A 23,710-nucleotide genomic window follows, 5' to 3' on the forward strand; every position below is an offset into this window, starting at 1 on the left:
AGAGTCTTTTCATCACAATATCAATCACTTTCAGATCAAAGTATTAAGCCACTTGACCTTCTAAAAAGTCTTGCGCAAAACGCTGTAATACCCCACCCGCTTCATAAACAGACACTTCTTCTTCAGTATCTAAGCGACAAGTCACAGGCACTTCCAGAATCTCTTCCTTACCATCCGCTGTAGCACGCTCAATCACTAAAGTTAAAGTCGAACGCGGTGCAATATTACCAATCACACTATATAGCTCAGTACCATCCAGCTTTAAAGTTTTACGGTTTACACCAGCTTTAAACTCAAGCGGTAAAACCCCCATACCCACTAAGTTAGTACGATGAATACGCTCAAAACCTTCGGCAACAATCGCTTCCACACCTGCAAGACGAACACCTTTCGCTGCCCAGTCACGACTTGAACCTTGACCATAATCTGCACCCGCCACAATGATCAACGGTTGCTTACGGTTCATATAGGTTTCAATCGCTTCCCACATACGCATCACTTCGCCTTCTGGCTCGACACGTGCTTTTGAACCCTGCTTAATGCTGCCGTCTGAACGAACCACCATTTCATTAAACAGTTTCGGATTCGCAAATGTGGCACGTTGTGCCGTTAAATGGTCACCACGATGGGTAGCGTATGAGTTAAAGTCTTCCTCAGGTACGCCCATTTTGTGCAGGTATTCACCCGCAGCCGAATCCATCAAGATTGCATTGGATGGTGACAAATGATCAGTAGTGATGTTGTCGCCTAAGATCGCCAATGGACGCATATTGGCTAAGGTACGTGGTGCGGCCAATGCCCCTTCCCAATACGGTGGGCGGCGGATGTAAGTACTTTGCAGACGCCAGTCATATAGCGGGCTTTCAGCCTCTACTGTCACACCCAGATCAAACATTGGAATGTAGACTTTACGGAACTGTTCAGGCTTCACAGCTTCTTTCACCAGCGCATCAATCTCAGCATCCGAAGGCCAGATATCTTTCAGGTAAATTGGATTACCGTCTTTGTCATTGCCAAGCGAATCTGTTTCGATGTCAAAACGAATGGTTCCTGCAATCGCATACGCCACCACCAGTGGCGGAGATGCCAAGAACGCTTGTTTTGCATAGGGATGGATACGTCCATCGAAGTTACGGTTACCCGAAAGCACAGCAGTCGCATACAAATCACGATCGATGATCTCTTGTTGAATCACGGGATCAAGTGCGCCTGACATGCCATTACACGTAGTACATGCATAGGCCACGATACCAAAACCAAGTTTCTCTAGATCGCCCAACACACCTGCTTCTTCAAGATACAGCGCAGCTGCTTTTGAACCCGGTGCAAATGATGATTTCACCCAAGGTTTACGTACCAACCCCAGCTCATTGGCTTTACGTGCCAATAGACCTGCAGCAACGGTATTACGTGGGTTAGAAGTATTGGTACAAGATGTGATCGCAGCAATAATCACCGCACCATCAGGAATTAAACCTTCTGCTTCTTGTGCCTTGGCAAGCTCTAAATTCCCTGCAATACCTTTGGCTTTCAAATCAGCGGTAGAAACACGCGCATGCGGGTTTGATGGCCCTGCAATGTTACGCGTCACTGCTGAAAGATCAAAACGAAGTACACGTGGGTATTGTGCTTGGGTCATATCCGATGCCCAAAGACCAATTTCTTTGGCATATTGTTCAACCAAAGCCACCTGCGCATCTTCACGACCTGTTAGGCGTAAATAGTCGATGGTGTTCTGGTCGATGTAGAACATTGCCGCGGTTGCGCCATATTCTGGGGTCATATTTGAAATGGTGGCACGGTCGCCCACAGACATGCTGTCAGCACCTTCACCGAAGAACTCAAGATATGCACCGACCACACGTTCTTTACGCAAGAACTCGGTTAATGCCAAGACGATATCGGTTGCAGTAATCCCTGCTTGACGCTGACCGATAAATTCAACCCCAATGATGTCTGGCAGACGCATCCAAGACGCGCGACCGAGCATGACGTTTTCCGCTTCCAAACCACCGACACCGACTGAAATCACCCCAAGCGCATCGGTATGTGGCGTATGTGAATCGGTACCAACACAGGTATCAGGGAAAGCCAAGCCGTCACGGTTTTGAATCACTGGAGACATTTTCTCCAAGTTGATCTGATGCATAATGCCGTTGCCCGCAGGAATCACGTCGACATTTTTAAAAGCGGTTTTGGTCCACTCAATAAAGTGGAAACGGTCTTCGTTACGACGATCTTCGATTGCACGGTTTTTCTCAAACGCGTCAGGATCAAAGCCACCAAACTCCACTGCCAAAGAGTGATCAACGATCAACTGGGTTGGCACAACGGGGTTCACCTTGGAAGGATCACCGCCTTTGTCTGCAATCGCATCACGCAGACCCGCAAGATCCACCAATGCGGTTTGACCTAAAATGTCGTGACAGACCACGCGCGCTGGATACCAAGGGAAATCAGTATCTTGACGGCGTTCAATCAGTTGTTTTAAGTATTCAGTTAAATTTTCTGTATCAGCTTTACGCACCAGCTGTTCAGCCAACACTTTCGAGGTGTACGGCAAAGTCGCATATGCGCCTGGCTGAATATCTTCAACGGCTTGACGCACGTCATAGTATTCGAGCTGGGTACCCGCCAGCGGTTTACGATATTTTGTGTTCATTAACCACGCTCCGCCAATGGTTTGAATTCAAGATTTTCAGGGCCAGTATAGTTGGCGCTTGGACGAATGATTTTGCCGTCCTGACGTTGCTCAATCACGTGTGCAGACCAGCCCGCAGTACGAGCAATCACGAATAATGGGGTAAACATTGCCGTTGGAACGCCCATCAAGTGATAGCTCACTGCACTGAACCAGTCGAGGTTCGGGAACATGTTCTTCACTTCTTTCATCACCGCTTCTAAACGTTCAGCGATCAGATACATCTTGGTATTTTCTTGTGCTTCAGCAAGTTCACGCGCCACTTGCTTGATCACTTCATTACGTGGATCAGAAACGGTATAGACTGGGTGACCAAAACCGATCACCACTTCTTTTTTCTCCACACGGCTACGAATATCTGCTTCTGCTTCATCTGCATTGTCATAACGCTGTTGAATCACAAACGCCACTTCATTTGCACCACCATGTTTAGGGCCACGTAACGCCCCGATACCGCCTGTGATTGCCGAGTACATGTCTGAACCTGTCCCTGCCACCACACGTGACGTAAAGGTTGAGGCATTGAATTCATGCTCTGCGTACAGAATCAAAGACGTATGCATGGCTTGAATCCATTCTTCCGATGGTGCTTCGCCATGCAATAGATGCAAGAAATGCGCAGCAATCGAGTCATCATTGGTTTCAACTTCGATACGACGACCATTGTTGCTGAAGTGATACCAGTACAACAACATTGAGCCTAGGCTTGCCATTAATTTATCCGCGATGTCTTTTGCACCTGCTTCGTTATGGTCTTCATGTTCTGGGGTTAAGCAACCGAGTACAGATACGCCTGTACGCATCACATCCATTGGGTGTGCAGACGGTGGCAGTTGCTCTAGTGCGGTTTTCAATGCTGCGGGTAAACCACGCAGTGCTTTTAATTTTGCTTTATAGGCTTTGAGTTCGGCTTTGTTTGGAAGCTTGCCGTGTACCAGAAGGTGTGCCACTTCTTCAAATTGGCTACCGACGGCAAGGTCAAGAATGTCATAGCCACGGTAGTGCAAGTCGTTGCCGCTGCGGCCTACGGTACAGAGTGCGGTGTTGCCTGCAACTTGTCCGCTGAGGGCAACTGATTTTTTTGGTTTGAAGCCTGTTGTTGTTTCATTACTACTCATAAGATTGTCCTTTTTATATCCTTTGGTGAATTTCGTAGCGGTGTCTTACCGAACTCTCATCTTATTTGAGGATAAGCCTTCGGCTGGACTTACTTTTGAGGGATCAAAAGTAAGCAAAAATCCTTTGTTGGCCTGACGGTGCTTCCCTGCTACCGCAGCCCAACGTGGCGGCATCCATGCCGCCTTCACGATTACTAAGACTTTCATGAAAGAAGGGCTTAAATTCGTGAAATCCCTCTCCCTCTGGGGGAGGTTAGGAGGGGGTAAAATTATTTACTCTTCGCAAAAGTTCCATCAAGATATTGTTCAAACGCATGGTAATTAATGCGTTCATACAGTTCTTGACGGGTTTGCATGGTGTCAACCACATTCTTTTGTGTGCCTTCTTTACGCAAAGTCTCATAAACATTTTCTGCTGCTTTATTCATGGCACGGAATGCAGACAGTGGATAGAGCGCAATGCTGACATCGGCAGAAGCCAATTCTTCCGTCGTAAATAATGGCGTTGAACCAAATTCGGTGATATTGGCTAAAACAGGCACCTTGGTCAGATCAGCAAATTGCTTATACATGGCCAATTCAGTGATCGCTTCTGGGAACAGCATGTCCGCACCCGCTTCGATATACGCCCCTGCACGGTCAATCGCTGCCTGCAAGCCTTCAACTGCAAGTGCATCAGTACGTGCCATGATCACAAAGCTGTCATCGGTACGTGCATCGACCGCAGCTTTAATACGATCGACCATTTCTTGCTGAGTCACGATGGCTTTATTCGGACGATGACCACAACGCTTGGCACCGACTTGGTCTTCGATATGCATCGCAGCAGCACCGAATTTGATCATCGACTTGGTGGTACGTGCGATATTAAATGCGGAAGCACCAAAACCTGTATCGACATCGACCAATAACGGCAGGTCACAGACATCGGTAATACGGCGTACATCGGTCAATACATCATCAAGGTTACTGATACCCAAATCTGGTAAACCCAAAGAACCCGCCGCCACACCGCCACCAGACAAATAAATCGCTTTGTAGCCTGCACGTTTTGCCAATAACGCATGGTTGGCATTGATCGCACCGACCACTTGTAATGGTTTTTCATTTGCGACCGCGTCGCGGAATAGCTGACCAGCAGACTGTTTAGCCATGTTGTTGTTCTCCTTGATTTTGTAGCAATGTTTGCTCAACAATTTTGTAGGATGCATTGATGTGACGGTGCATCAGCATTTCGGCAAGCTCACCGTCACCTTCAGCAATCGCATCTAATATGCGGATATGTTCGTCCCAAGCTTTGCTTGGTCGATCTGGGGTATTTGAAAACTGGATTCGATACATCCGGATGAGGTGATACAGCTCATCGCATAACATTTTTTCGAGGGTTTTATTGCCACTGCTTTTGATGATGCAGTAATGGAAATCGTCTTGGCCTTCTTGTAGATAGTAGCCCTTACCTGCTTTAAAGTTTTCATCCTCGGCATGCATCCGCAATACATCACGCAAGGCCAGAATCTGTTTTTTATCAATATGCTGTGCTGCGAGTTTGCAGGCTAAGCCTTCTAAAGAAGCACGAATTTGATAGAGTTCTTGAAACTGCTGTAGCGACAGTGACACCGCACGGGCACCGACATGGGCAGTTCGCTCTACCAGTTTCTGCCCTTCCAGACGGTGAATCGCTTCACGTAAAGGCCCGCGACTGATGCCATATATCCGTGCCAGTTCAGGTTCTGAAATCTTGCTGCCCGCAGGAATATGTCCCAATACAATCGCCGACTGAATTTGCTTGAATACGTGTTCCGTCAGGGTCATTCCCTGACTGGTGCTGAGGGCTTGAGGAACAAGGGTATCTTGCATATTGTCGACAATCTCTACAATTTTTATGATTTTATAACCAGATAAAAGAAAAAATGCAATAGGATTGTCGACAGTAAGTTAGACTAGTGCTTTCAATTCTACTGGATTGTGATCACTCAGCGGCTGATCAACACACGGCCAAAAATCTCATATAAAAATAGATAAAACAATAGGTTATGATGTTTAAAATCATCACATAAACCTAAGCTTTGATCGGCTGAGCAGGCTTAGACTGTTCATGCTACGACCATGGTATGACAGCTTGATTGTAGACAATCTTTATAATCAGCTTGTAGCGACAAATTTTGTAAGTAAATACTGCACCAAAATGTAAATAACAGCGTGCTTCATGCAGTCTTTATTGATACATTATTGGGCATCAAAGGTTCCGCTTCTAAAGCGCCGACCTCCCCAGACATCTATGCACTTTGTTGAAGAAAAGGACATTGTTAATGTTTCAACATATCCCACCTTATGCAGGCGATCCGATCCTTTCATTGATGGAACAGTTTAATGCTGATCCACGTGCTGAAAAGGTCAACCTCAGTATTGGTTTGTACTATAACGAAGACAGTATTGTTCCTCAGCTTGATACCATCATCGAAGCGCAAAAACGTATTGCCCCTAAAAATACGCAAACCAAGCTTTATTTACCAATGGAAGGTTTCAAACCTTACCGTGATGCGATTCAAGCCTTATTGTTTGGTGCCAATAGCCCTGCAATTCAACAAGGTCGTGTTGCTACAATTCAAACATTGGGTGGTTCTGGTGCATTAAAAGTCGGTGCAGACTTCTTAAAAACCTACTTCCCAAATTCAGAAGTTTGGGTCAGCCAACCAACTTGGGATAACCACGTTGCCATCTTCAATGGTGCTGGTATCAAGAGCAACTTCTATCCATACTTCGATGCTGAAACACGTGGTGTTGATTTTGATGGGATGTTGTCTACGTTAAAAACATTGCCAGAACAAAGCATTGTGTTATTGCACCCATGCTGCCATAACCCAACAGGTGCAGACTTGAACCCAGCACAATGGGATCAAGTGATTGTGGTATTAAAAGAACGTAACCTGATTCCATTCCTCGACATCGCGTATCAAGGTTTTGGCGATGGTATGGAACAAGATGCTTATGCCATCCGTGCCCTAGACCAAGCAGGTCTGAACTTTATTGTCAGCAACTCGTTCTCAAAAATCTTCTCACTTTACGGTGAGCGTGTTGGCGGTCTGACTTTCGTATGTGACGATGCTGAAGCAGCAAAATGCACATTCGGTCAGTTGAAAGCAACAGTACGTCGTATCTACTCTAGCCCGCCAACAACAGGTGCATGGTTGGTCGATCAAGTGTTAAATGACGCTGATCTCAATCAACAATGGCAAGGCGAAGTGAAAGAGATGCGTGAACGTATTATCAAAATGCGTAGCATCTTAAAAGATGAGCTAACTAAAGCCCTTCCTGAGCGTGACTTTAGCTACCTTGTGAATCAAAAAGGCATGTTCAGCTATACAGGTTTAACCGCTGAGCAAGTGGACATTCTTCGTGAAGAATATGCAATCTACTTGGTACGCAGTGGTCGTATCTGTGTTGCAGGCCTGAACATGAATAACGTATACAAAGTTGCCAAAGCTATGGCTGAAGTTTTAGCAAAATCTGCTGCAAAAGCTTAAGTTGTAACGATTTAAAAAGGCGCTACGGCGCCTTTTTTATTGCCTGTTTTATTTAAAGTCAGGACTTGGCCTTGCCCCAATACTTCAATTTAGAAGTGTGCCCAATCCCGACATTAAAACAATTATTCGGATCAAGTTTCTGGTAAAAATTGACCAATGCAGGCTTGGCAATATACAAATGACCGACATTGTGTTCGGCAGGATATTCCGCACGACGAGCATCCAGCAAATGCCACATTTGATGTTCCATCGCTAAAGGATCATTGCCCTTTTTAAGAATATAATCCTGATGAAACACATGACAGAAAAAGTGTCCATAATAAAGCTTATGCATGATCTGCTGTTCCATCTCCGCAGGCAATTGCTCGACCCACTCACGATCATTACGACGTAAGGCAATGTCCAAAGCCACAATATCCTCAACCTCATCCCGATGGGTATCCCGATAACGAATCGCAGCACCTGCCACGGCAAAACGATGCAAAAAGGCTTTACGCCCTTCATCCGCATCACAAAGGAAAAAATTGCCAGAGGGATGGACTTTAAAATAATCTTGTAAAAATTGCTCGGTCTGGGCTTTGCAATTATTTTCAACGCGTAACATCAGATGATGTTCATAACGATCACGATATTCAGTCATCCGTTTGGGTAAATGGCTCGGTAACAAACTAGTGATGGCTTGTAAAAGATGATCAGTAAGTCCTTTGATTTTAAATTTTTCTAAAAAGCCATCGACCTTGTCTTTCAGTGCAAAAGCTTTGGGCACATTGGCCGTGCCAAATTTCTCAATAAACAAAAAGGTATCTTTGCCATATTTTTCACCAATATGATACGCATCACGATGAATATATTCGCCTGCGATCGGCAAGCTTGGCAATGAAGTCAATAAATAACGACGGATCGCAGTCAGGTCGTCGGCATCATTGCTGCCAATATAAAAGACATTGCTCTCTACCTTTTCATAGGTATCCAGACGTACCGCAAACACGCAGACTTTCCCTGCCGAACCTGAGGCTTCAAACAAACGGGATGGATCGGCATTAAAACGTGCAGGGCTATCGGCATCGACTTGGGTGACATCTTGCGCATAACGCTGATCGGATGCCTGTTTTTCTGCATGATCTAAAATATCTGTGGCTTGATATTGCTGCTGTTCTAAACGGGTCAGGATTTCTTCTGGCGTTGCGCCCAAATTCACGCCCAGATGATTCACCAACTCCAACTGACCTTGGGCATTGACCTGCGCATACAGTGCTAACTCCGTATAAGCAGGACCACGGCGTACCAAGGCACCACCTGAATTGTTACACACCCCACCCAATACCGAAGCGCCAATACAAGAAGAACCAATCACCGAATGCGGCTCACGATCATAGCCTTTCAGGACTTGTTCCAGATTATCCAAGGTCGCGCCAGGTAAACAAATCACCTGCTGACCGTCATGAATCACCTGAATGCCTTTTAAACGGCGCGTACTCATTACCAACACAGGGCGGTCATAATCATCACCATAGGGGGTTGAACCACCAGTCAGGCCTGTATTGGCCGCTTGCATGATGACAATACAATCTGCTTCAATCGCTGCTTGCAGCACCTGCCATTGTTCCAGCAAGGTGCCAGGGATCACCACTGCAAAGACTTTACCCTCACCAAAACGACGACCTTGTCGATACTGGCGGGTACTTTGATCATCGCTCAGCACATGTTGCCGCCCAACAATCTGCTGTAAACGATCAATCACCGCTTTGGGAGAAAATGTTTGCATGATGGCTCCTTTGGATCATCCATATAAAATCTAGCTATATCTTATGCATGCTAAAACTAGATCAGCACGGCAGAGTCTTACGGTATATAAGTTATGACGAAAGCAACTCATTCTGTTACTTTGGTTTTGCCCTGAGTGGCGGCTAAAGGCACGCAAGACCAAAGGCAGTCAATTACAGAACCTGTTTATTGCATCCATTTTCAAAGTTATACTGCAAAAACAATATCTTACCAACAAAACACAGGCTGTAAGTGACGTTTAGCACCAGCAACTAATTTCTTAACCTAAGTGGCTACACGTCGGCGGCAAGGATGCCGCCTGTTTCGATGCGGTAGCAAGGACGTACCGTCATCGAAACAAAGGTTTTTGGTTACTTTTTTAAAAAAGTAACGCCAATTAGTGCCTTACATTGAAATTTTCTCGATAAGACTCTGTCTCGCCAATCTCATCAGAAATAGACACACAACGTATTAATACGAAAATTTAGAGTCTCAAAGCCTGTACCAAACAATCCGCATTAATCTCCTGAATCGACTTAGCCCCTGTTAAGGTCATCGCCACACGCATTTCCTTCTCAATCAAATCCAGCAAGTTTGATACCCCTTGCCCACCTGCTGCCGCCAAGGCATAAACAAAGGCACGGCCCAATAACACCGTATCCGCACCCAAGGCCAACATCCGCACCACATCCAGACCATTACGAATGCCAGAGTCTGCCAGAATCGCCAAATCGCCTTTCACTGCATCGGCAATTGCAGGCAAAGCACGTGCAGAAGACAGCACCCCATCCAGTTGCCGCCCACCATGATTGGAGACTACGATGCCATCTGCACCAAAACGGACTGCATCTTTAGCATCCTCAGGGTCCAGAATACCCTTAATCACCATCGGACCATCCCAAAACTCACGAATCCACTCCAGATCTTTCCATGAAATCGACGGATCGAAATTAGAACCTAACCAGCCGATATAATCTTCAAGCCCAGTCGGTTTACCTAAGTATTTCGAGATATTGCCCAAATCATGCGGACGACCACACATCCCGACATTCCATGCCCAATGCGGATGAAACATAGACTGCATATAACGACGCATCGCCGCATTTGGACCACTCATCCCTGAATGCGCATCGCGATAGCGCGCACCCGGCACTGGCATATCCACGGTAAACACTAGTGTTGAACAACCTGCCGCTTTCGCACGTTCCAAGGCATTACGCATAAAGCCACGATCACGCAGCACGTACAGTTGGAACCACATTGGACGCTGAATTGCAGGTGCCACTTCTTCAATCGGACAGACGGAAACCGTTGATAAAGTAAATGGAATACCCTTTTGATCTGCTGCTACCGCTGCTTGTACTTCACCACGACGTGCGTACATACCGGTTAAGCCCACAGGTGCTAATGCCACTGGCATCGACAGAGTTTCATTAAACAGTTTGGTTTCCAGACTCAGCGCGGACATGTCATTCAATACCCGTTGACGCAAGGCAATCTCAGAAAGATCCTGTACATTGCGCTTTAAGGTATGTTCAGAATAGGCACCGCCATCGATATAGTGAAATAAAAATGGCGGTAAACGACGCTGTGCCGCAGCACGATAATCATTGCCAGAAGAAATAATCATTTTAAGTCCACTCTCGTTAAACGTGTTGCACGTTTCTGGCGCGCTTCGTCTTCGCCCAGAGCACGTACATGATTAATCACAAATTCAATATGCCCACACACCGCCTGGCGCGCAGCCTCGGGATCTTGACGATCAATCGCATCCATCACCTGAAAATGCTGCTCACTGAGCAAGTCACCATTGACAGGATGGTTATAAACTTTGTTACGCCCGAGCAAGACGTTGTATTGCAACAAGTCAAACAAACCGCGCATCATCTGGATCAACACAATATTGTGTGAAGCTTCCGCAATCGCCAGATGAAATTCTGCATCTGCAACCGCCGCTCGGGCTGAATCGCCTGCATTTTGATAACGGCTGATCTCATCAAAATAATGATGGATTTTGGCACGATCTTCAGCGGTTGAACGCAATGCCGCATACCATGCCGTGCCGCCTTCCAGTAATAAACGGGCTTCTTGTACATCAAAACGATACAGTGGATCTTCTTCAATCAAAGGACTGATCGGATTGACGATGAGCTGTTGCGGCCATTGCTCAGGTAACTGTTGGATATAAGTGCCATCACCACGGCGGCTACTGAGCACGCCCTGACTATTCAACTGTTGGATCGCTTCACGCAAGGACGGACGAGATACGCCTAAGCTGGCCGCCAGTTGACGCTCGGCAGGTAAGCGATCACCTTGTTTCATCTGGCGTTGCTCAATGAGTGCCTGTAATTTCATGACCACTTGATCGGAGATTCTCATCACATTTCCTTGATTAGCGTTATGGAATCATCCACGGCACCAGATAAGCCTGAACCGTGACGATGATGCCGACAAAGACAGTAAATATGATGCTATGTTTTACCGTGAAACGAAACAAGTCCGATTCTTTTCCAACCAAACCCACCGCGGCACAGGCGATCGCAATCGATTGCGGTGAAATCATCTTGCCGGTTACGCCTCCACTGGTATTGGCAGCCACCAGTAACACTTCTGGAATACCAATTTGCTGCGCTGTGGTGGCTTGCAATGCAGAGAACAAGGCATTGGATGAGGTATCGGAACCGGTCAGGAAGACACCCAGCCAACCCAAAAATGGTGAGAAAAAAGTAAAGGCATGCCCTGTATGCGATAACGCTAAAGCCAAGGTCGCAGACAGGCCTGAGTAATTGGCAATAAAGGCAAAGGCCAATACCATGCCAATCGAATAAATCGGGGTTTTTAGCTCATTTAAAGTTTCCGCAAAAGTACTGACCGCCTCACGGGTTTTCATTTTCAGAAAAATGATGGTGATAATGGCCGCAATAAAAATAGCTGTACCTGTCGCTGAGAACCAATCAAATTTATAGATCGCTTCATAAGCGGTGGTTTCGGGCACAATCGGCGCCATTTTTTCCACCAGTTTATGCAGGTACGGGACTTCGATTTTAAACATCCAGTCCGCCAAGGCACCGTTTTTGGCAAACAGCGCTTTAAATGGTTTCACACTCCAAATGGTCACCATCACGGTCAAAATCATAAACGGCGACCATGCTTTGGCAATCTGGGCAATGCTATAGCGCTGTTGTGATGAGGCCGCATGACTGGCGGCTTGTTCATCGGTCATATCAAAACGGAAAATATGTTTCGGTTTCCAAACACGGAATAGCAAGGTCAGGCTGGCCAATGAAGCAATCGCAGCGGTAATATCAGGCAGTTCGGGTCCCAGAAAATTCGAGGTCAGATATTGCGCAATGGCAAAAGCACTACCACCGATCAGTACAGCTGGCCACGTTTCTTTCACACCACGCCAACCGTCCATGATCGCCATAATCCAGAACAGCACAATGATGGTTAAAAAAGGCAATTGGCGACCGACCATCTGGCTGATTTCCATGGTATCAACACCCGAAACCTGCCCTGCCACAATAATTGGAATCCCCATCGCACCAAAGGCCACAGGTGCCGTATTCACAATCAGACAAAGACCCGCAGCATATAGCGGTTTAAAACCTAAACCGACCAACAGGGCTGCGGTAATCGCCACAGGTGCACCAAAACCTGCCGCACCTTCTAAAAAAGTACCAAAAGCAAAACCGACCAATAGCATTTGCAAGCGCTGGTCTTCGGTAATCGATAGGATACTGGAACGAATCACATCGAACTGCCCTGTCTTCACCGAAATTTTATACAGAAATACCGCCCCGATAATGATCCATGAAATCGGACACAAACCATAAAAAAAACCATAAACACCAGAAGCAAATGCCATTTCAGCTGGCATTTGATAAAAAAACAATGCAATCAGCAAGGCAATGATCACGGTACAAGTCCCTGCGACACTGCCTTTCATACGAAAGACCGCCAAAGCCAAAAAGAAGAAAATAATCGGGATCAGCGCAACGGCACTGGATAACCAAATATTATTCAAAGGATCATAAAGTTGTTGCCACACATTAAGCATTCTCATCTCCTTGAAATGCTGGGCGCTATTTTGTTTTCACTTCGAGATAAAACATCATCACGAATATTGGTATGACCAATATAAATTTTATTGGCAAAATTTATCCATTTACACAAGTCGCCCATCTTAATTACATGAATTATCAGGCGCAACCATCAATCGCTCACCAATATTGGTAAGACCAATAATAATTAAAATCAAATCAACCCTTTTCTGTTGCCGCGGGCTTTCAGCATTCGACTAAAGTCTGATAAAAAATATCCCGAGCAGTATTCCATTTGTGTACTTCGGGTTACCAATCGCGAAAGACAAAACTATAAATATGACTTTTAGACGATATCTGTATAATCTGTTCACAACTCAAAACAGCAATTGAATTGAACAATATGACGCAACTGACTTGCTTTAAAGCCTACGATATTCGCGGCAAACTCGGCACAGAACTGAATGAAGAGATTGCCTATAACATTGGTCGTGCCTATGGACAAATCTACCAGCCTAAAACCGTGGTGATCGGTTGTGATATCCGTTTAAGTAGTGAGGGCCTAAAACAAGCGACGATTCGTGGTTTGAATGATGCAGGCGTGGATGTACTTGATCTCGGTATGACTGGGACGGAAGAGGTCTATTTCGCTGCCTTCCATCTGGATGTACAAGGTGGCATTGAAGTGACTGCCAGCCATAATCCGATGGATTATAACGGGATGAAATTGGTGCGTGAGAATGCACGCCCAATCAGTGCAGAGACGGGATTAAAAGAAATTCAGGCATTGGCTGAAACTGGTCAATTTGTCGAAGTATCGCAAAAAGGCACAACTCAAAACTATAATATTTTGCCTGAATTCATTGAGCATCTACTGACCTATATTGATCCACAGAAAATCAAACCGCTTAAACTGGTCGTGAATGCAGGCAATGGCGCAGCGGGTCATGTGATTGATGCCATCGAACAAAAATTCCAGCAACTGAATATTCCAGTTGAGTTCATTAAAATTCACCATGAAGCCGATGGCACGTTCCCGAATGGTATTCCGAACCCAATCTTGATTGAAAACCGCGACAGTACCCGTGATGCAGTGCTTCAGCATCAAGCGGATATGGGCATTGCCTGGGATGGCGACTTTGACCGTTGCTTCCTATTCGATGAAAAAGGCCAGTTTATCGAAGGCTATTACATCGTTGGTTTATTGGCACAGGCCTTCCTGATCAAACAGGCCGGTGAAAAGATTGTGCATGATCCACGTTTGGTCTGGAATACCTTTGACATCGTCGATCAATACCAAGGCATCGCAGTACAATCTAAATCAGGACATGCGTTTATTAAGGATGTCATGCGTGAACACAATGCCGTGTATGGCGGGGAAATGAGTGCCCATCACTATTTCCGTGATTTTGCTTACTGTGATAGTGGCATGATTCCTTGGTTGCTCGCCATCGCTCTGCTCTCAGAAACGGGACAATCACTTTCAACATTGGTTGAAAACATGATTGCCAAATTCCCATGCAGCGGTGAAATCAACTTTAAAGTGGCAGACACGCAAAAGACTGTACAAAAAATCTTTGACCATTATGCCGACCAAAATCCGCAGGTCGATCGTACTGATGGCGTCAGCCTTGATTTTGGCGCATGGCGTTTAAATGTTCGTGCTTCGAATACTGAGCCATTATTGCGCTTAAATATTGAGAGCCGCGCCGATCAAAATCCGCAACCGATGCAGCATTATGTTGATGAATTAACTGGGTTAATTCAGGGTTAATTCAGCCTAATAAAAAAGGAGCATATTGCTCCTTTTTTATTGCTTTGCTATTCAGTTAAAGCCGTTGGGATTCTGTTTCTGCCAATTCCAGCTATCCGCCAGCATATCTTCCAAGGTATATTGAGGCTGCCAACCGAGCTCGCTCAATGCACGCGTGTTGTCTGCAAATGAAGTGGCAACATCGCCTGCACGACGTGGTGCAAATTCAAATGCAACAGGCACACCATTGATTTGTTCAAAGGTGTTTTTGACTTGTAATACGGATGAGCCATTGCCCGTCCCAATGTTCCAAGCACGACAGCCTTGCGCAGATAAGCGATTATTTAAGGCACATAAATGCGCATTGGCCAAATCGACCACATGGATATAATCACGAACCCCTGTACCATCGACGGTGTCATAATCATTGCCATAAATTGCCAGCTTTTCACGACGACCGACTGCGACTTGTGTAACATACGGCATGAGATTATTTGGAATCCCCTGCGGATCTTCACCAATCTGACCGCTTTTATGGGCACCGACAGGGTTAAAATAACGAAGTAAAGCAATCGACCAACGCGAGTCTGCCTGTGCCAGTTTTTGCAACATTTGCTCGACAATCAGTTTGGTATAACCATAATTGTTATTTGGCATACCTGTTGGCATCTCTTCATTTAACGGAGAACTATTGGCTTCATCATATACCGTTGCAGATGAACTAAATACCAAGTTAAATACGCCAGCACGTTCCATCGCCTTAACCAATTGAGCACTGCCAGCAATGTTATTATCAAAATAAGTCAATGGAACCTGTTGACTTTCACCGACAGCTTTGAGACCTGCAAAATGAATGACCGCTTCAATAGAATAGTCCTGAAAGACCTGATCTAACACATCCTGATTACGAATATCACCCTTCACAAAAACCAGTGTTTTATTCGCTAACTGTTGTACACGAATTAGTGACTCTTCACAGCTATTCGAGAGATTGTCAAAAACAATAACCTCATGACCTGCATGAAGTAATTCTAAGCAGGTATGTGAACCGATATAACCTGCTCCACCAGTCACTAAGATCTTAGCCATTTGTCTTTCCCAATAATATTTTAAGTAGACCTTGCGTCGATGTATCAAAAGTAGATACATCATCCTGCTCACGATTTAAAATCGGCAAAAGTTGATTGGCAATCTCTTTACCTTTTTCAACCCCCCATTGGTCAAAGGGATTAATATTCCAGAGTACCGATTGCACGAATACTTTATGTTCATACATCGCAATCAGCATGCCTAAACTATAAGGATTTAGTTCTTTGAGTAAAATGGTTGAACTCGGTTGATTACCTTCATATTGCTTATAAGCTGGTAAATCTTTTAGCTCATCTGCCGCAAGCGCTTGATTACCAAAAGCCAATAAGCGCGACTGCGCCAAACAGTTTGATAAGGCCAAATGATGCTGCTCAATCAAGGCCTCTGCGCTTTCGGCATAGGTAAATTGGTTCGCATTATAACGTTTTACAGGGGCAATAAAGTCACAACTGACCGAATGGGTACCTTGATGAAGCAACTGATAAAAGGCATGTTGTGCATTTGGCCCTACCTCACCCCAAACAATTGGACAAGTCGCTGTATTGACCTTTTCCCCATTACGTTGAATGGATTTACCATTCGATTCCATTTCCAGCTGCTGCAAATAAGCCGCGAAATATTTAAGCCGGCCATCATAGGGCAATACAGCGTGGGTCTGAATATCAAGAAAATTATTATTCCACGCGCCTAATAGCCCCATCAGGACAGGAATATTCTGCTGAAATGGTGCGGTCTGGAAATGCTGATCAATGGCATGCGCTCCTGCAAGTAGTTGCTTAAAGCCCTCAACACCGATGGTCAGTGCGATTGGTAAACCAATACATGACCATAGTGAATAACGACCACCAACCCAATCCCATAGCAATAGCTGCTTATCAGCAGCAATGCCCCATTCCGTCATTTTTTCAGGTTTGGTCGAGACCCCGATAAAATGGTTTTGCAGGATCTTGTCATTATTGCCCAATGCCTTTTCTAGCCATTGACGTACTGTTTGCGCATTAGACAGTGTATCAATGGTACCAAAGGACTTTGACGAGATAATAAATAAAGTTGTTTCAGGACGGAGTTGATGCAATAACTCAGATAGCTGACTGCCATCCATGGTCGAAACAAAATGCACATCTAAAGGTTTTGTAGTCGCGACCTTAAAATCGGAGAGTGCATGCGTCACCATTAACGGGCCGAGATCAGAGCCACCCACACCAATATTCACCACATCTTGAATCACCTCACCCGTCGCACCACGATACTGCCCTGCATGGATTTTATCCACCAAGGCATACATACGTTCTAACTGCTGCTGTACCGGATGATTCACTTCAGTAAAATCTGGACTCGATTGGGGTAAACGTAAAGCCCAATGCATTGCTGCGCGGTGTTCAGTATAATTAATCGGTTCAGATGAAAAGAGCTTTTTGATCCATTGTTTTAAGTCTTGGGCCTGTGCCAAATCAACCAAACCATTTAAAATAGTTTGATCAATCCGATGCTTACTAAAATCTAAAACAATTTGATCATATTCAACTGAAAAGTGTTTAAAGCGTGTAGGATCGGTTTTGAATAATGTTTTTAGATGGGTCTCTTTAAACTGTTGTTGTAAAGAGGACAAATGCTCAAGCACTGTAGCTGGCGCCTTGATTGCAAAGGGTTGAATCTGCTTAATCATCATTAACGTCCCACCCCCATATACGCAAAACCTTGCGCTTTAACATAATCTGGATCATAAATATTGCGACCATCCAGAATTAATGGATGTACCATCAACTGTTCAAGCTGCTTAAACTCTGGGCTCCAGTACTGTTTCCATGCAGTCAGCACGCAAAGACCATGCACATTCTTGACCGCATCATATTGGTCATGATGTAAAACCAAATCCATTCTCTGTCCATACATCAATTGAATTTCATCTAAGGCTTGTGGATCATGTAAGTGAACTATCACCCCTTGTGCCCAAAGTGCAGCCAACATTTGATGAATTGGTGATTGTTGAATGCTGGAGGTATTTTCCTTAAAAGAAGCGCCCCAAATTGCAACAGATTTCCCTTGCAAATCACCATGGTAATAATTCCATAGTTTACGAAACAGAATTTCTTTCTGTTGCTCATTAATTTCCCAGACTTGACCCAGCAACTGGCTTTTTACCCCAGTATTTGCCACCGTATTGGAAAGCGTCAAAATATCATGAGAAAAGTTTTCACCACCAAAACCAGCACCTGGCGCTAAATAAGCTGAACCAATACGGCTATCAGCGGCCATACCCTGACGCACTGAAGCAATATCAATACCGAGTTTCTCAGCAACAACAGCCAGATCATTAATATAGCTAATGCGTGTTGCTAACATTCCTGAAATACTGAGTTTAGTAAATTCCGCATCTAAAATCGGCATAAACAGATATTGTTGTTCCAAAGGAAAGAAAGGTCTAAGCAATTCTTTTACTTTAATCTGAACGTCCGTCTGGATACATCCGACAATGAGTTGTTTAGCTTGAGTTAAACTATGTAGAGCATTTCCTTCTTGAATCGTATCTGGCAAATAGACCCAATCATCCTCAGATAGAATCTGCTTAAAACGCTCTGTGCCATGTAAACCAAAGGTTGAAGCATTAATCATGAGTTTGGGATGAATAATCGGTCGTTGTTTTAACGCCTGTAAGAGTTGAAAAACCTGTTGTTCTTGTGTCTGATTAAAACTAAAGAGATAAGCATCAATATCGAGAGGGATACCATCCAAATCACGATAACTCAAAAAACCAGTACTTAATTGCTTCTCTAATAGCTGGCTGACATGCTCATCATGAAATGAATATTGTTGCCCTTCTACAGCTTTATCGAGTTGTGAACACCAATAAACAAAGTGCCCAGATTCAGACAATAATGCAGACATCACGCCTGCATATAAAGTATTACCAAAAATTGCAACTTTCATTAACATTTGCTCCCCAATCTAGAGAGCCAATTCTTGGATTAAGCTCTTAAAATCTGTGCCTAGTTTTGGATGTTCAATACCATAGTGCAATACAGCTTTTAGATAACCTAGCTTACTACCACAGTCAAAGGTCTGTCCCTTCATACGATACGCTTCAACCATTTCCGATTGCTGCAATGCTGCAATCGCATCAGTGAGCTGAATTTCATTTCCCGCTCCACGTTGGGTGTGTTCTAGAAGTTCCATAATCTGGGCAGGCAGAATATAACGACCGACAACAGACAAATTTGAAGGGGCTGTCCCTACAGCAGGTTTTTCTACAATACCCTGCATAACGATACTTTCACCTTCATTCGGTGATGCAATAACATCCACGATACCATATTGGTCAACCAAATGGTCTGGCACTGCTTCCACCATAATTTGTGCAGCCTTAGACTGCTCAAAACGTTGAATCATCAAGGATAAATCATTTGTATGGCTTTTATTTTTTACGAGTACATCTGGTAATAACACAGCAAAGGCTTCATCACCGACAATATCTTTAGCACAAAGTACCGCATGTCCAAGTCCAAGTGGCTGTGGTTGACGTACGCTCACGACACTGACGTGTTTTGGTAAAATATTAGTAATTTCTTTGAGTAGATCAAATTTCTTTTTTTGTTCTAAGGTTGTTTCTAACTCAAAATTACGATCAAAATAGTTTTCAATCGACGCTTTAGATGAATGCGTGACCAAAATAATTTGTTCAATACCCGCTTCGACCGCTTCACGTACCACATACTCAATCGCGGGACGATCAACAACGGTCACCATTTCTTTAGGAATGGACTTACTTGCGGGTAGAAAACGTGTACCTAAACCTGCGACAGGTAAAATAGCTTTTTTGATCATTACAATTTCTTTCAAACTAAGTTATTGATGTGTAGATTTACGATCCGACGGTCTAGAACCTGAGAATCGACTTGCCCCGATCACTTGATCGGGCGAGTCTATGCCTTCTTTTTTAAGCATGACTTCAACAGTTTTAAACATGATCTTAAAGTCAAATAAAATGGAATGGCTTTCAACATATTCGACATCTAAATCAAATTTCTCTTCCCAAGACAAATTATTACGCCCACTGACTTGTGCAAGTCCAGTCATCCCAGGTTTAACTTCATGCCGACGCATCTGATGGGGTGTATAATGTTCTACAAATTCAGGAAGTTGTGGTCGAGGGCCAACAATACTCATATCACCTTTAAGCACATTTAATAACTGTGGCATTTCATCTAGACTCGTCGATCTAAGTTTTTTGCCAAATGGCGTAATTCTAAGCTCATCAGGTAAAGGCTTGCCATCATTATCAACAGCATCCCTCATTGACCTAAATTTAATCATTTTAAAGAGTCTACCATCTCTACCTGGCCGTTCTTGATAAAAGAAAATTGGCGACCCCAAATTTCTACGAACCTTATAAGCAACCAATAAAAAAACTGGTGAAAGCAAAATCAATGCTATTGAAGCAATAATGATATCAACTAGTCTTTTCATCTGTATCATTTAAACCCATAATTCCAAATAGTTTTTTATTCACCTTGTGAACATCAAAGGTTTTTTGCGCAATTTTGTAACTTTCTAAACCCATAATATTTATCTGTTCTGGATTTTCAATAAAATAACACATTCTTTTAGCTAAAGCTTCAGGATCCCATTTGGGAACAAGAAACCCGTTCACACCGTCTATTACAGTTTCCCTACACCCTGGCACATCCGTAGTAATAACGGGACGTCCTATAGCCATCGCTTCTTGTGTACTGCGTGGTACACCTTCACGATAATAAGATGGTAATACAAATACAGCACTATCTTGTATTCTCTTTGCAACATCTTTCACAAAACCTGGATATTCGATTACGCCTGTGGCTATCACCTCATCTAAATCTTTTTTGGTCAAACCGTATGGATTTTCTTGATCCAAGCCACCGATGATCTTAAATGTAACATTAGGATATTTCTGTTTCACTATCTTTGCAGCAGCAAGATATTCAAAAATTCCTTTTTCAGCCAAAAGCCTTGCAATAAATATAAATGATACATTTTTAGTTTCGTTCCAGCAACTATAAGAATAATCTTCAAGATTTAATCCTATTGGACCTAACATTATTACTGCATTTTCCTTATGCCTAATATTATTTTTTTCAATTAAATCGATTGGATCATCAGGATTTAAAAAAATGATTTTATCTAAAAATGGAAATATAAATTTATATAAACACACTTGTATAAAGCGAATAATTTTAACTTTAATACTTTGTCCATGTTTATGAATAGTAAAAGGTGTACCCAACCCTTCAACCATTCCAATAATTTTAGGTATTTTACTCATTTTTGCAGCCAATGAGCCATATACCACAGGTTTTGTAAAATATGAGAAAACGATATCAGGATTAATTTCCTTAATTTTACTTTTAAGCTCAAATAAAGACTTTATATCTGCAAAAGGATTAAGCCCACCTCTCTTCATATTATATATAATAGGTATTGCACCCAAATCTTTTATAGCCTTTAAGTCTTTATCATTATATTCACAAACAAAAGTATAAACCATAAAGTTTTTACTTTTCAACTTCTTAATCAAATCAATACGAAAACCCAAAACACTTGTAGAAGTATTTCCAATAAAAACAACTTTAGTGGTCATTTCATTTCCCCACTTGTTGAATATAATCCATATTTTGAGTATATCTGTTTAAATCATCTTCAGAAATCTTAGCAACGCGATGTTTTTGTAAAATCGACATTAATTTTATTGCATTTAATATTTTTACAATTATTTTTTTAACTTGAAATTTTCTTATTATTTTTTTTCGATCATGATCTGAAATAACACCATCTGAATAATGGTTAATAACCTCAATTTGTGTATTATAACCCTTGATCATTTTTTCAATTTTTACATTTTCAACTTCTCTATAATAATACAATGGCTCTTGAATAACATTATATTTTAAATCTTTTTTAATTGCAGCAGACAGCCATAACTCATAATCTTCTGCCAATGCATTATCAACACGATACGGATTTCTCAAACACCACTCTTTTCTTGCCAACATTGATGCATGTAATAAATTTGTTATTCCACCTAGAATTTCACTAGCTGTCATCATTTTATTATTAGGAATACGTTTACCTAAAATCTCATTATGCTTACCTATAGAATACATTCCAGTAGTAACCAAATCTATACCAGGGTTATTTTTTAAATATTCGAATTGTTTTTTTAATCGATCAACATCCATAAGATCATCTGCATCCATACGAGCAATATAATCATATTTTGCTAACTGAATAATTTGATTCAAACGAAATGGTAATTTTTTATTTGTACCATCGGTATAAATTCGGATTCTAGGATCATTAAACGATTTTGCAATAGCTAAAGAATTATCTGTAGACCCATCGTCTATCAAAATTAGCTCAAAATTTTTAAATGACTGAGCTAAAACTGACTTAATAGCATCTTCCAAATAATCCTCAGCATTATAAATAGGAATACCAATTGAAATCATTTATCTAAACCTTTATAAGCTATTTTTCTCTTACCACTTTTAGTAGCATAGCGATTTGATGAAAAATATAGTAGCAATAAAATTGGGAAAAATATAGTTACACCTTTACCCATTAAAACAAAAAAAAGCAAAATTATTAAAAACTTTGAAAACAAAGTAACTCTTTCAGAGTCAATATTAAAAACCAAATAAATAATAAACAAGCAGTAAATCACAAGACCTAATAGGCCAGTTGCAAAAATAAATCTAAAATACCCTATATCTGTTCCTTTATAATAACCATATCCATCCCTATATAATGTATCGCCGATTAACCAAGTTTTAATATTATCAGGAAGTTTGGAATACATAGTTACTAAATCTGAAGTTGAATTTGATGCATTAGAACCCTTAAAATCCATTAAAAATCCTATAGAAAAATTTAGCAAATTTCCTAACTTTGTATCACTAAAGCTATTAACATTACTTAGTAAAAATATAAAAAATAACAAACAACTAAATAAAAAAAACTTTAACTTAATGTTTTTAAAATTCACAAATATTATGATAAGACTTAAAACAATACCAACACTTGTTGTTCTCGCACTTAACATCCCCAATATCGCAACAATAAAATATACCATTAATAGATATATTTTCTTTCTTGACTTTTTTTCTGTTACAATAAAACTAGCTATTAAAACTAGTATCAAACAATCAATTACTCCAGAACCAAAAAAAGAGGCTCCAACACCTACCATCCTTTCTTCACTTAAATGACTTATAATATTTTCATCTCCAAGATCAAAAATTGCAAATAAAACATTAAAGATACTGGAGTTTATATATCCTAAAAAAGATAGAACCAATTGAAAGGCAACAGCAATAAATATAAAAAAGCAAACCCTATTAAATCTATCCTCACTTTTCCCAAAAAAAGCATTCGTAATAAAGTATGATGAAAATACACTTACTATTTCATATAAAATAATTTCTTTAAAAAAGAAAAAATCTACATTCTGATTAATTAAAAAAGAAACCAACAACACTAAAAGCTGTATAAAAATAAAAAAAAGTACAATATAAAATTTAGGATTAAAATTAAATTTTTTTAAAAAAATGAAAAAAAATGAAAAAAAAGCACTAATCAATATGAGATTATATGGTGGAAAATTAATTTTTAAATTAAAAATATGGAATAATACAAACATAAAGACAATAGCAGAATTTATCATACTTTCTTTATTCAACTTATTA

18 protein-coding genes are annotated in these 23,710 nt (G+C 42.2%); 2 read left to right on the forward strand and 16 right to left on the reverse strand.

Annotation, left to right across the window (positions count from 1 at the left end):
• Nucleotides 1-43: 43 nt before the first annotated feature.
• The 4 genes from acnD to Aba26S_RS06790 form a co-directional block, all read right to left on the reverse strand.
• Nucleotides 44-2,662 carry a Fe/S-dependent 2-methylisocitrate dehydratase AcnD gene (gene acnD, locus Aba26S_RS06775; protein ID WP_005240545.1) on the reverse strand — a complete coding sequence of 873 codons (2,619 nt, stop codon included), beginning with the start codon at nt 2,660-2,662 and terminating at the stop codon, nt 44-46.
• Nucleotides 2,662-3,819, reverse strand: coding sequence for a 2-methylcitrate synthase (gene prpC / locus Aba26S_RS06780; protein ID WP_005240547.1), 1,158 nt, complete (start codon nt 3,817-3,819; stop codon nt 2,662-2,664). The genes acnD and prpC overlap by 1 nt, the downstream gene beginning before the upstream one ends.
• Before the next feature lie 269 nt (nt 3,820-4,088).
• Nucleotides 4,089-4,973, reverse strand: a complete 885-nt coding sequence (prpB, locus tag Aba26S_RS06785; protein WP_005240548.1) for a methylisocitrate lyase — start codon at nt 4,971-4,973, stop codon at nt 4,089-4,091.
• Nucleotides 4,966-5,676, reverse strand: a complete 711-nt coding sequence (locus tag Aba26S_RS06790) for a GntR family transcriptional regulator (RefSeq protein ID WP_005240550.1) — start codon at nt 5,674-5,676, stop codon at nt 4,966-4,968. The genes prpB and Aba26S_RS06790 overlap by 8 nt, the downstream gene beginning before the upstream one ends.
• A gap of 452 nt (nt 5,677-6,128) precedes the next feature.
• Between Aba26S_RS06790 and Aba26S_RS06795 the strand changes: the two genes are divergently transcribed.
• On the forward strand, nt 6,129-7,343 hold the full coding sequence (locus Aba26S_RS06795; protein WP_005240552.1) for an amino acid aminotransferase: 1,215 nt from the start codon (nt 6,129-6,131) through the stop codon (nt 7,341-7,343).
• Between the two features lie 58 nt (nt 7,344-7,401).
• Here the strand turns inward: Aba26S_RS06795 and dld are convergent, their stop codons facing one another.
• The 4 genes from dld to lldP all read right to left on the reverse strand — a co-directional run bounded on the left by dld (nt 7,402) and on the right by lldP (nt 13,173).
• The gene (dld, locus tag Aba26S_RS06800; protein WP_005240554.1) at nt 7,402-9,108 is read right to left on the reverse strand and encodes a D-lactate dehydrogenase; all 1,707 of its coding nucleotides are present in this window, start codon (nt 9,106-9,108) and stop codon (nt 7,402-7,404) included.
• 483 nt (nt 9,109-9,591) lie between these two features.
• Nucleotides 9,592-10,737, reverse strand: coding sequence for an FMN-dependent L-lactate dehydrogenase LldD (gene lldD, locus Aba26S_RS06805; RefSeq protein WP_005240556.1), 1,146 nt, complete (start codon nt 10,735-10,737; stop codon nt 9,592-9,594).
• Nucleotides 10,734-11,486: a transcriptional regulator LldR gene (gene lldR, locus Aba26S_RS06810; protein WP_043970912.1), complete on the reverse strand. Its 753-nt coding sequence runs from the start codon at nt 11,484-11,486 to the stop codon at nt 10,734-10,736. The genes lldD and lldR overlap by 4 nt, the downstream gene beginning before the upstream one ends.
• A gap of 19 nt (nt 11,487-11,505) precedes the next feature.
• Nucleotides 11,506-13,173 carry an L-lactate permease gene (lldP, locus tag Aba26S_RS06815; protein WP_171248926.1) on the reverse strand — a complete coding sequence of 556 codons (1,668 nt, stop codon included), beginning with the start codon at nt 13,171-13,173 and terminating at the stop codon, nt 11,506-11,508.
• Nucleotides 13,174-13,553: 380 nt separating this feature from the next.
• On the opposite strand from lldP, the gene Aba26S_RS06820 reads away from it, so the two are divergent.
• Complete coding sequence (locus Aba26S_RS06820; RefSeq protein ID WP_043970917.1) at nt 13,554-14,924, forward strand: phosphomannomutase/phosphoglucomutase; 1,371 nt, start codon at nt 13,554-13,556, stop codon at nt 14,922-14,924.
• Nucleotides 14,925-14,975: 51 nt separating this feature from the next.
• On the opposite strand, the gene galE is transcribed toward Aba26S_RS06820, so the two are convergent.
• The 8 genes from galE to Aba26S_RS06860 are packed head-to-tail and all read right to left on the reverse strand — an operon-like array spanning nt 14,976 to nt 23,703.
• Nucleotides 14,976-15,992 carry a UDP-glucose 4-epimerase GalE gene (galE, locus tag Aba26S_RS06825; RefSeq protein ID WP_043970918.1) on the reverse strand — a complete coding sequence of 339 codons (1,017 nt, stop codon included), beginning with the start codon at nt 15,990-15,992 and terminating at the stop codon, nt 14,976-14,978.
• Nucleotides 15,985-17,661: a glucose-6-phosphate isomerase gene (pgi, locus tag Aba26S_RS06830; protein WP_043970920.1), complete on the reverse strand. Its 1,677-nt coding sequence runs from the start codon at nt 17,659-17,661 to the stop codon at nt 15,985-15,987. Before pgi ends, galE begins: the two co-directional genes overlap by 8 nt.
• On the reverse strand, nt 17,661-18,920 hold the full coding sequence (locus Aba26S_RS06835; RefSeq protein WP_043970999.1) for a nucleotide sugar dehydrogenase: 1,260 nt from the start codon (nt 18,918-18,920) through the stop codon (nt 17,661-17,663). The genes pgi and Aba26S_RS06835 overlap by 1 nt, the downstream gene beginning before the upstream one ends.
• A gap of 18 nt (nt 18,921-18,938) precedes the next feature.
• Nucleotides 18,939-19,814, reverse strand: coding sequence for a UTP--glucose-1-phosphate uridylyltransferase GalU (gene galU / locus Aba26S_RS06840; RefSeq protein WP_043970924.1), 876 nt, complete (start codon nt 19,812-19,814; stop codon nt 18,939-18,941).
• A gap of 21 nt (nt 19,815-19,835) precedes the next feature.
• On the reverse strand, nt 19,836-20,456 hold the full coding sequence (locus tag Aba26S_RS06845) for a sugar transferase (protein ID WP_043971001.1): 621 nt from the start codon (nt 20,454-20,456) through the stop codon (nt 19,836-19,838).
• A complete protein-coding gene (locus Aba26S_RS06850; protein ID WP_043970925.1) occupies nt 20,440-21,606 on the reverse strand; it encodes a glycosyltransferase family 4 protein in 1,167 nt (388 codons plus the stop codon). Before Aba26S_RS06850 ends, Aba26S_RS06845 begins: the two co-directional genes overlap by 17 nt.
• Before the next feature lies 1 nt (nt 21,607).
• Entirely contained in the window at nt 21,608-22,474 is an 867-nt protein-coding gene (locus Aba26S_RS06855; protein ID WP_043970928.1) for a glycosyltransferase family 2 protein, read from the reverse strand.
• On the reverse strand, nt 22,471-23,703 hold the full coding sequence (locus Aba26S_RS06860; RefSeq protein WP_145980621.1) for a hypothetical protein: 1,233 nt from the start codon (nt 23,701-23,703) through the stop codon (nt 22,471-22,473). The genes Aba26S_RS06855 and Aba26S_RS06860 overlap by 4 nt, the downstream gene beginning before the upstream one ends.
• Between the last annotated feature and the right edge of the window lie 7 nt (nt 23,704-23,710).

The sequence above is a fragment of the Acinetobacter sp. NBRC 110496 genome (assembly GCF_000876115.1).
Classification (GTDB): Bacteria; Pseudomonadota; Gammaproteobacteria; order Pseudomonadales; family Moraxellaceae; genus Acinetobacter.

Coding starts and splice junctions, on each gene's coding strand:
- Aba26S_RS06850 (WP_043970925.1), bottom strand. CDS start 21,606: ATGACCACTAAAGTTGTTTTTATTGGAAATACTTCTACAAGTGTTTTG.
- Aba26S_RS06820 (WP_043970917.1), top strand. CDS start 13,554: ATGACGCAACTGACTTGCTTTAAAGCCTACGATATTCGCGGCAAACTC.
- prpB (WP_005240548.1), bottom strand. CDS start 4,973: ATGGCTAAACAGTCTGCTGGTCAGCTATTCCGCGACGCGGTCGCAAAT.
- acnD (WP_005240545.1), bottom strand. CDS start 2,662: ATGAACACAAAATATCGTAAACCGCTGGCGGGTACCCAGCTCGAATAC.
- Aba26S_RS06790 (WP_005240550.1), bottom strand. CDS start 5,676: ATGCAAGATACCCTTGTTCCTCAAGCCCTCAGCACCAGTCAGGGAATG.
- galU (WP_043970924.1), bottom strand. CDS start 19,814: ATGATCAAAAAAGCTATTTTACCTGTCGCAGGTTTAGGTACACGTTTT.
- pgi (WP_043970920.1), bottom strand. CDS start 17,661: ATGATGATTAAGCAGATTCAACCCTTTGCAATCAAGGCGCCAGCTACA.
- lldD (WP_005240556.1), bottom strand. CDS start 10,737: ATGATTATTTCTTCTGGCAATGATTATCGTGCTGCGGCACAGCGTCGT.
- Aba26S_RS06835 (WP_043970999.1), bottom strand. CDS start 18,920: ATGAAAGTTGCAATTTTTGGTAATACTTTATATGCAGGCGTGATGTCT.
- lldR (WP_043970912.1), bottom strand. CDS start 11,486: ATGAGAATCTCCGATCAAGTGGTCATGAAATTACAGGCACTCATTGAG.
- Aba26S_RS06795 (WP_005240552.1), top strand. CDS start 6,129: ATGTTTCAACATATCCCACCTTATGCAGGCGATCCGATCCTTTCATTG.
- galE (WP_043970918.1), bottom strand. CDS start 15,992: ATGGCTAAGATCTTAGTGACTGGTGGAGCAGGTTATATCGGTTCACAT.
- lldP (WP_171248926.1), bottom strand. CDS start 13,173: ATGAGAATGCTTAATGTGTGGCAACAACTTTATGATCCTTTGAATAAT.
- prpC (WP_005240547.1), bottom strand. CDS start 3,819: ATGAGTAGTAATGAAACAACAACAGGCTTCAAACCAAAAAAATCAGTT.
- dld (WP_005240554.1), bottom strand. CDS start 9,108: ATGCAAACATTTTCTCCCAAAGCGGTGATTGATCGTTTACAGCAGATT.
- Aba26S_RS06855 (WP_043970928.1), bottom strand. CDS start 22,474: ATGATTTCAATTGGTATTCCTATTTATAATGCTGAGGATTATTTGGAA.
- Aba26S_RS06845 (WP_043971001.1), bottom strand. CDS start 20,456: ATGAAAAGACTAGTTGATATCATTATTGCTTCAATAGCATTGATTTTG.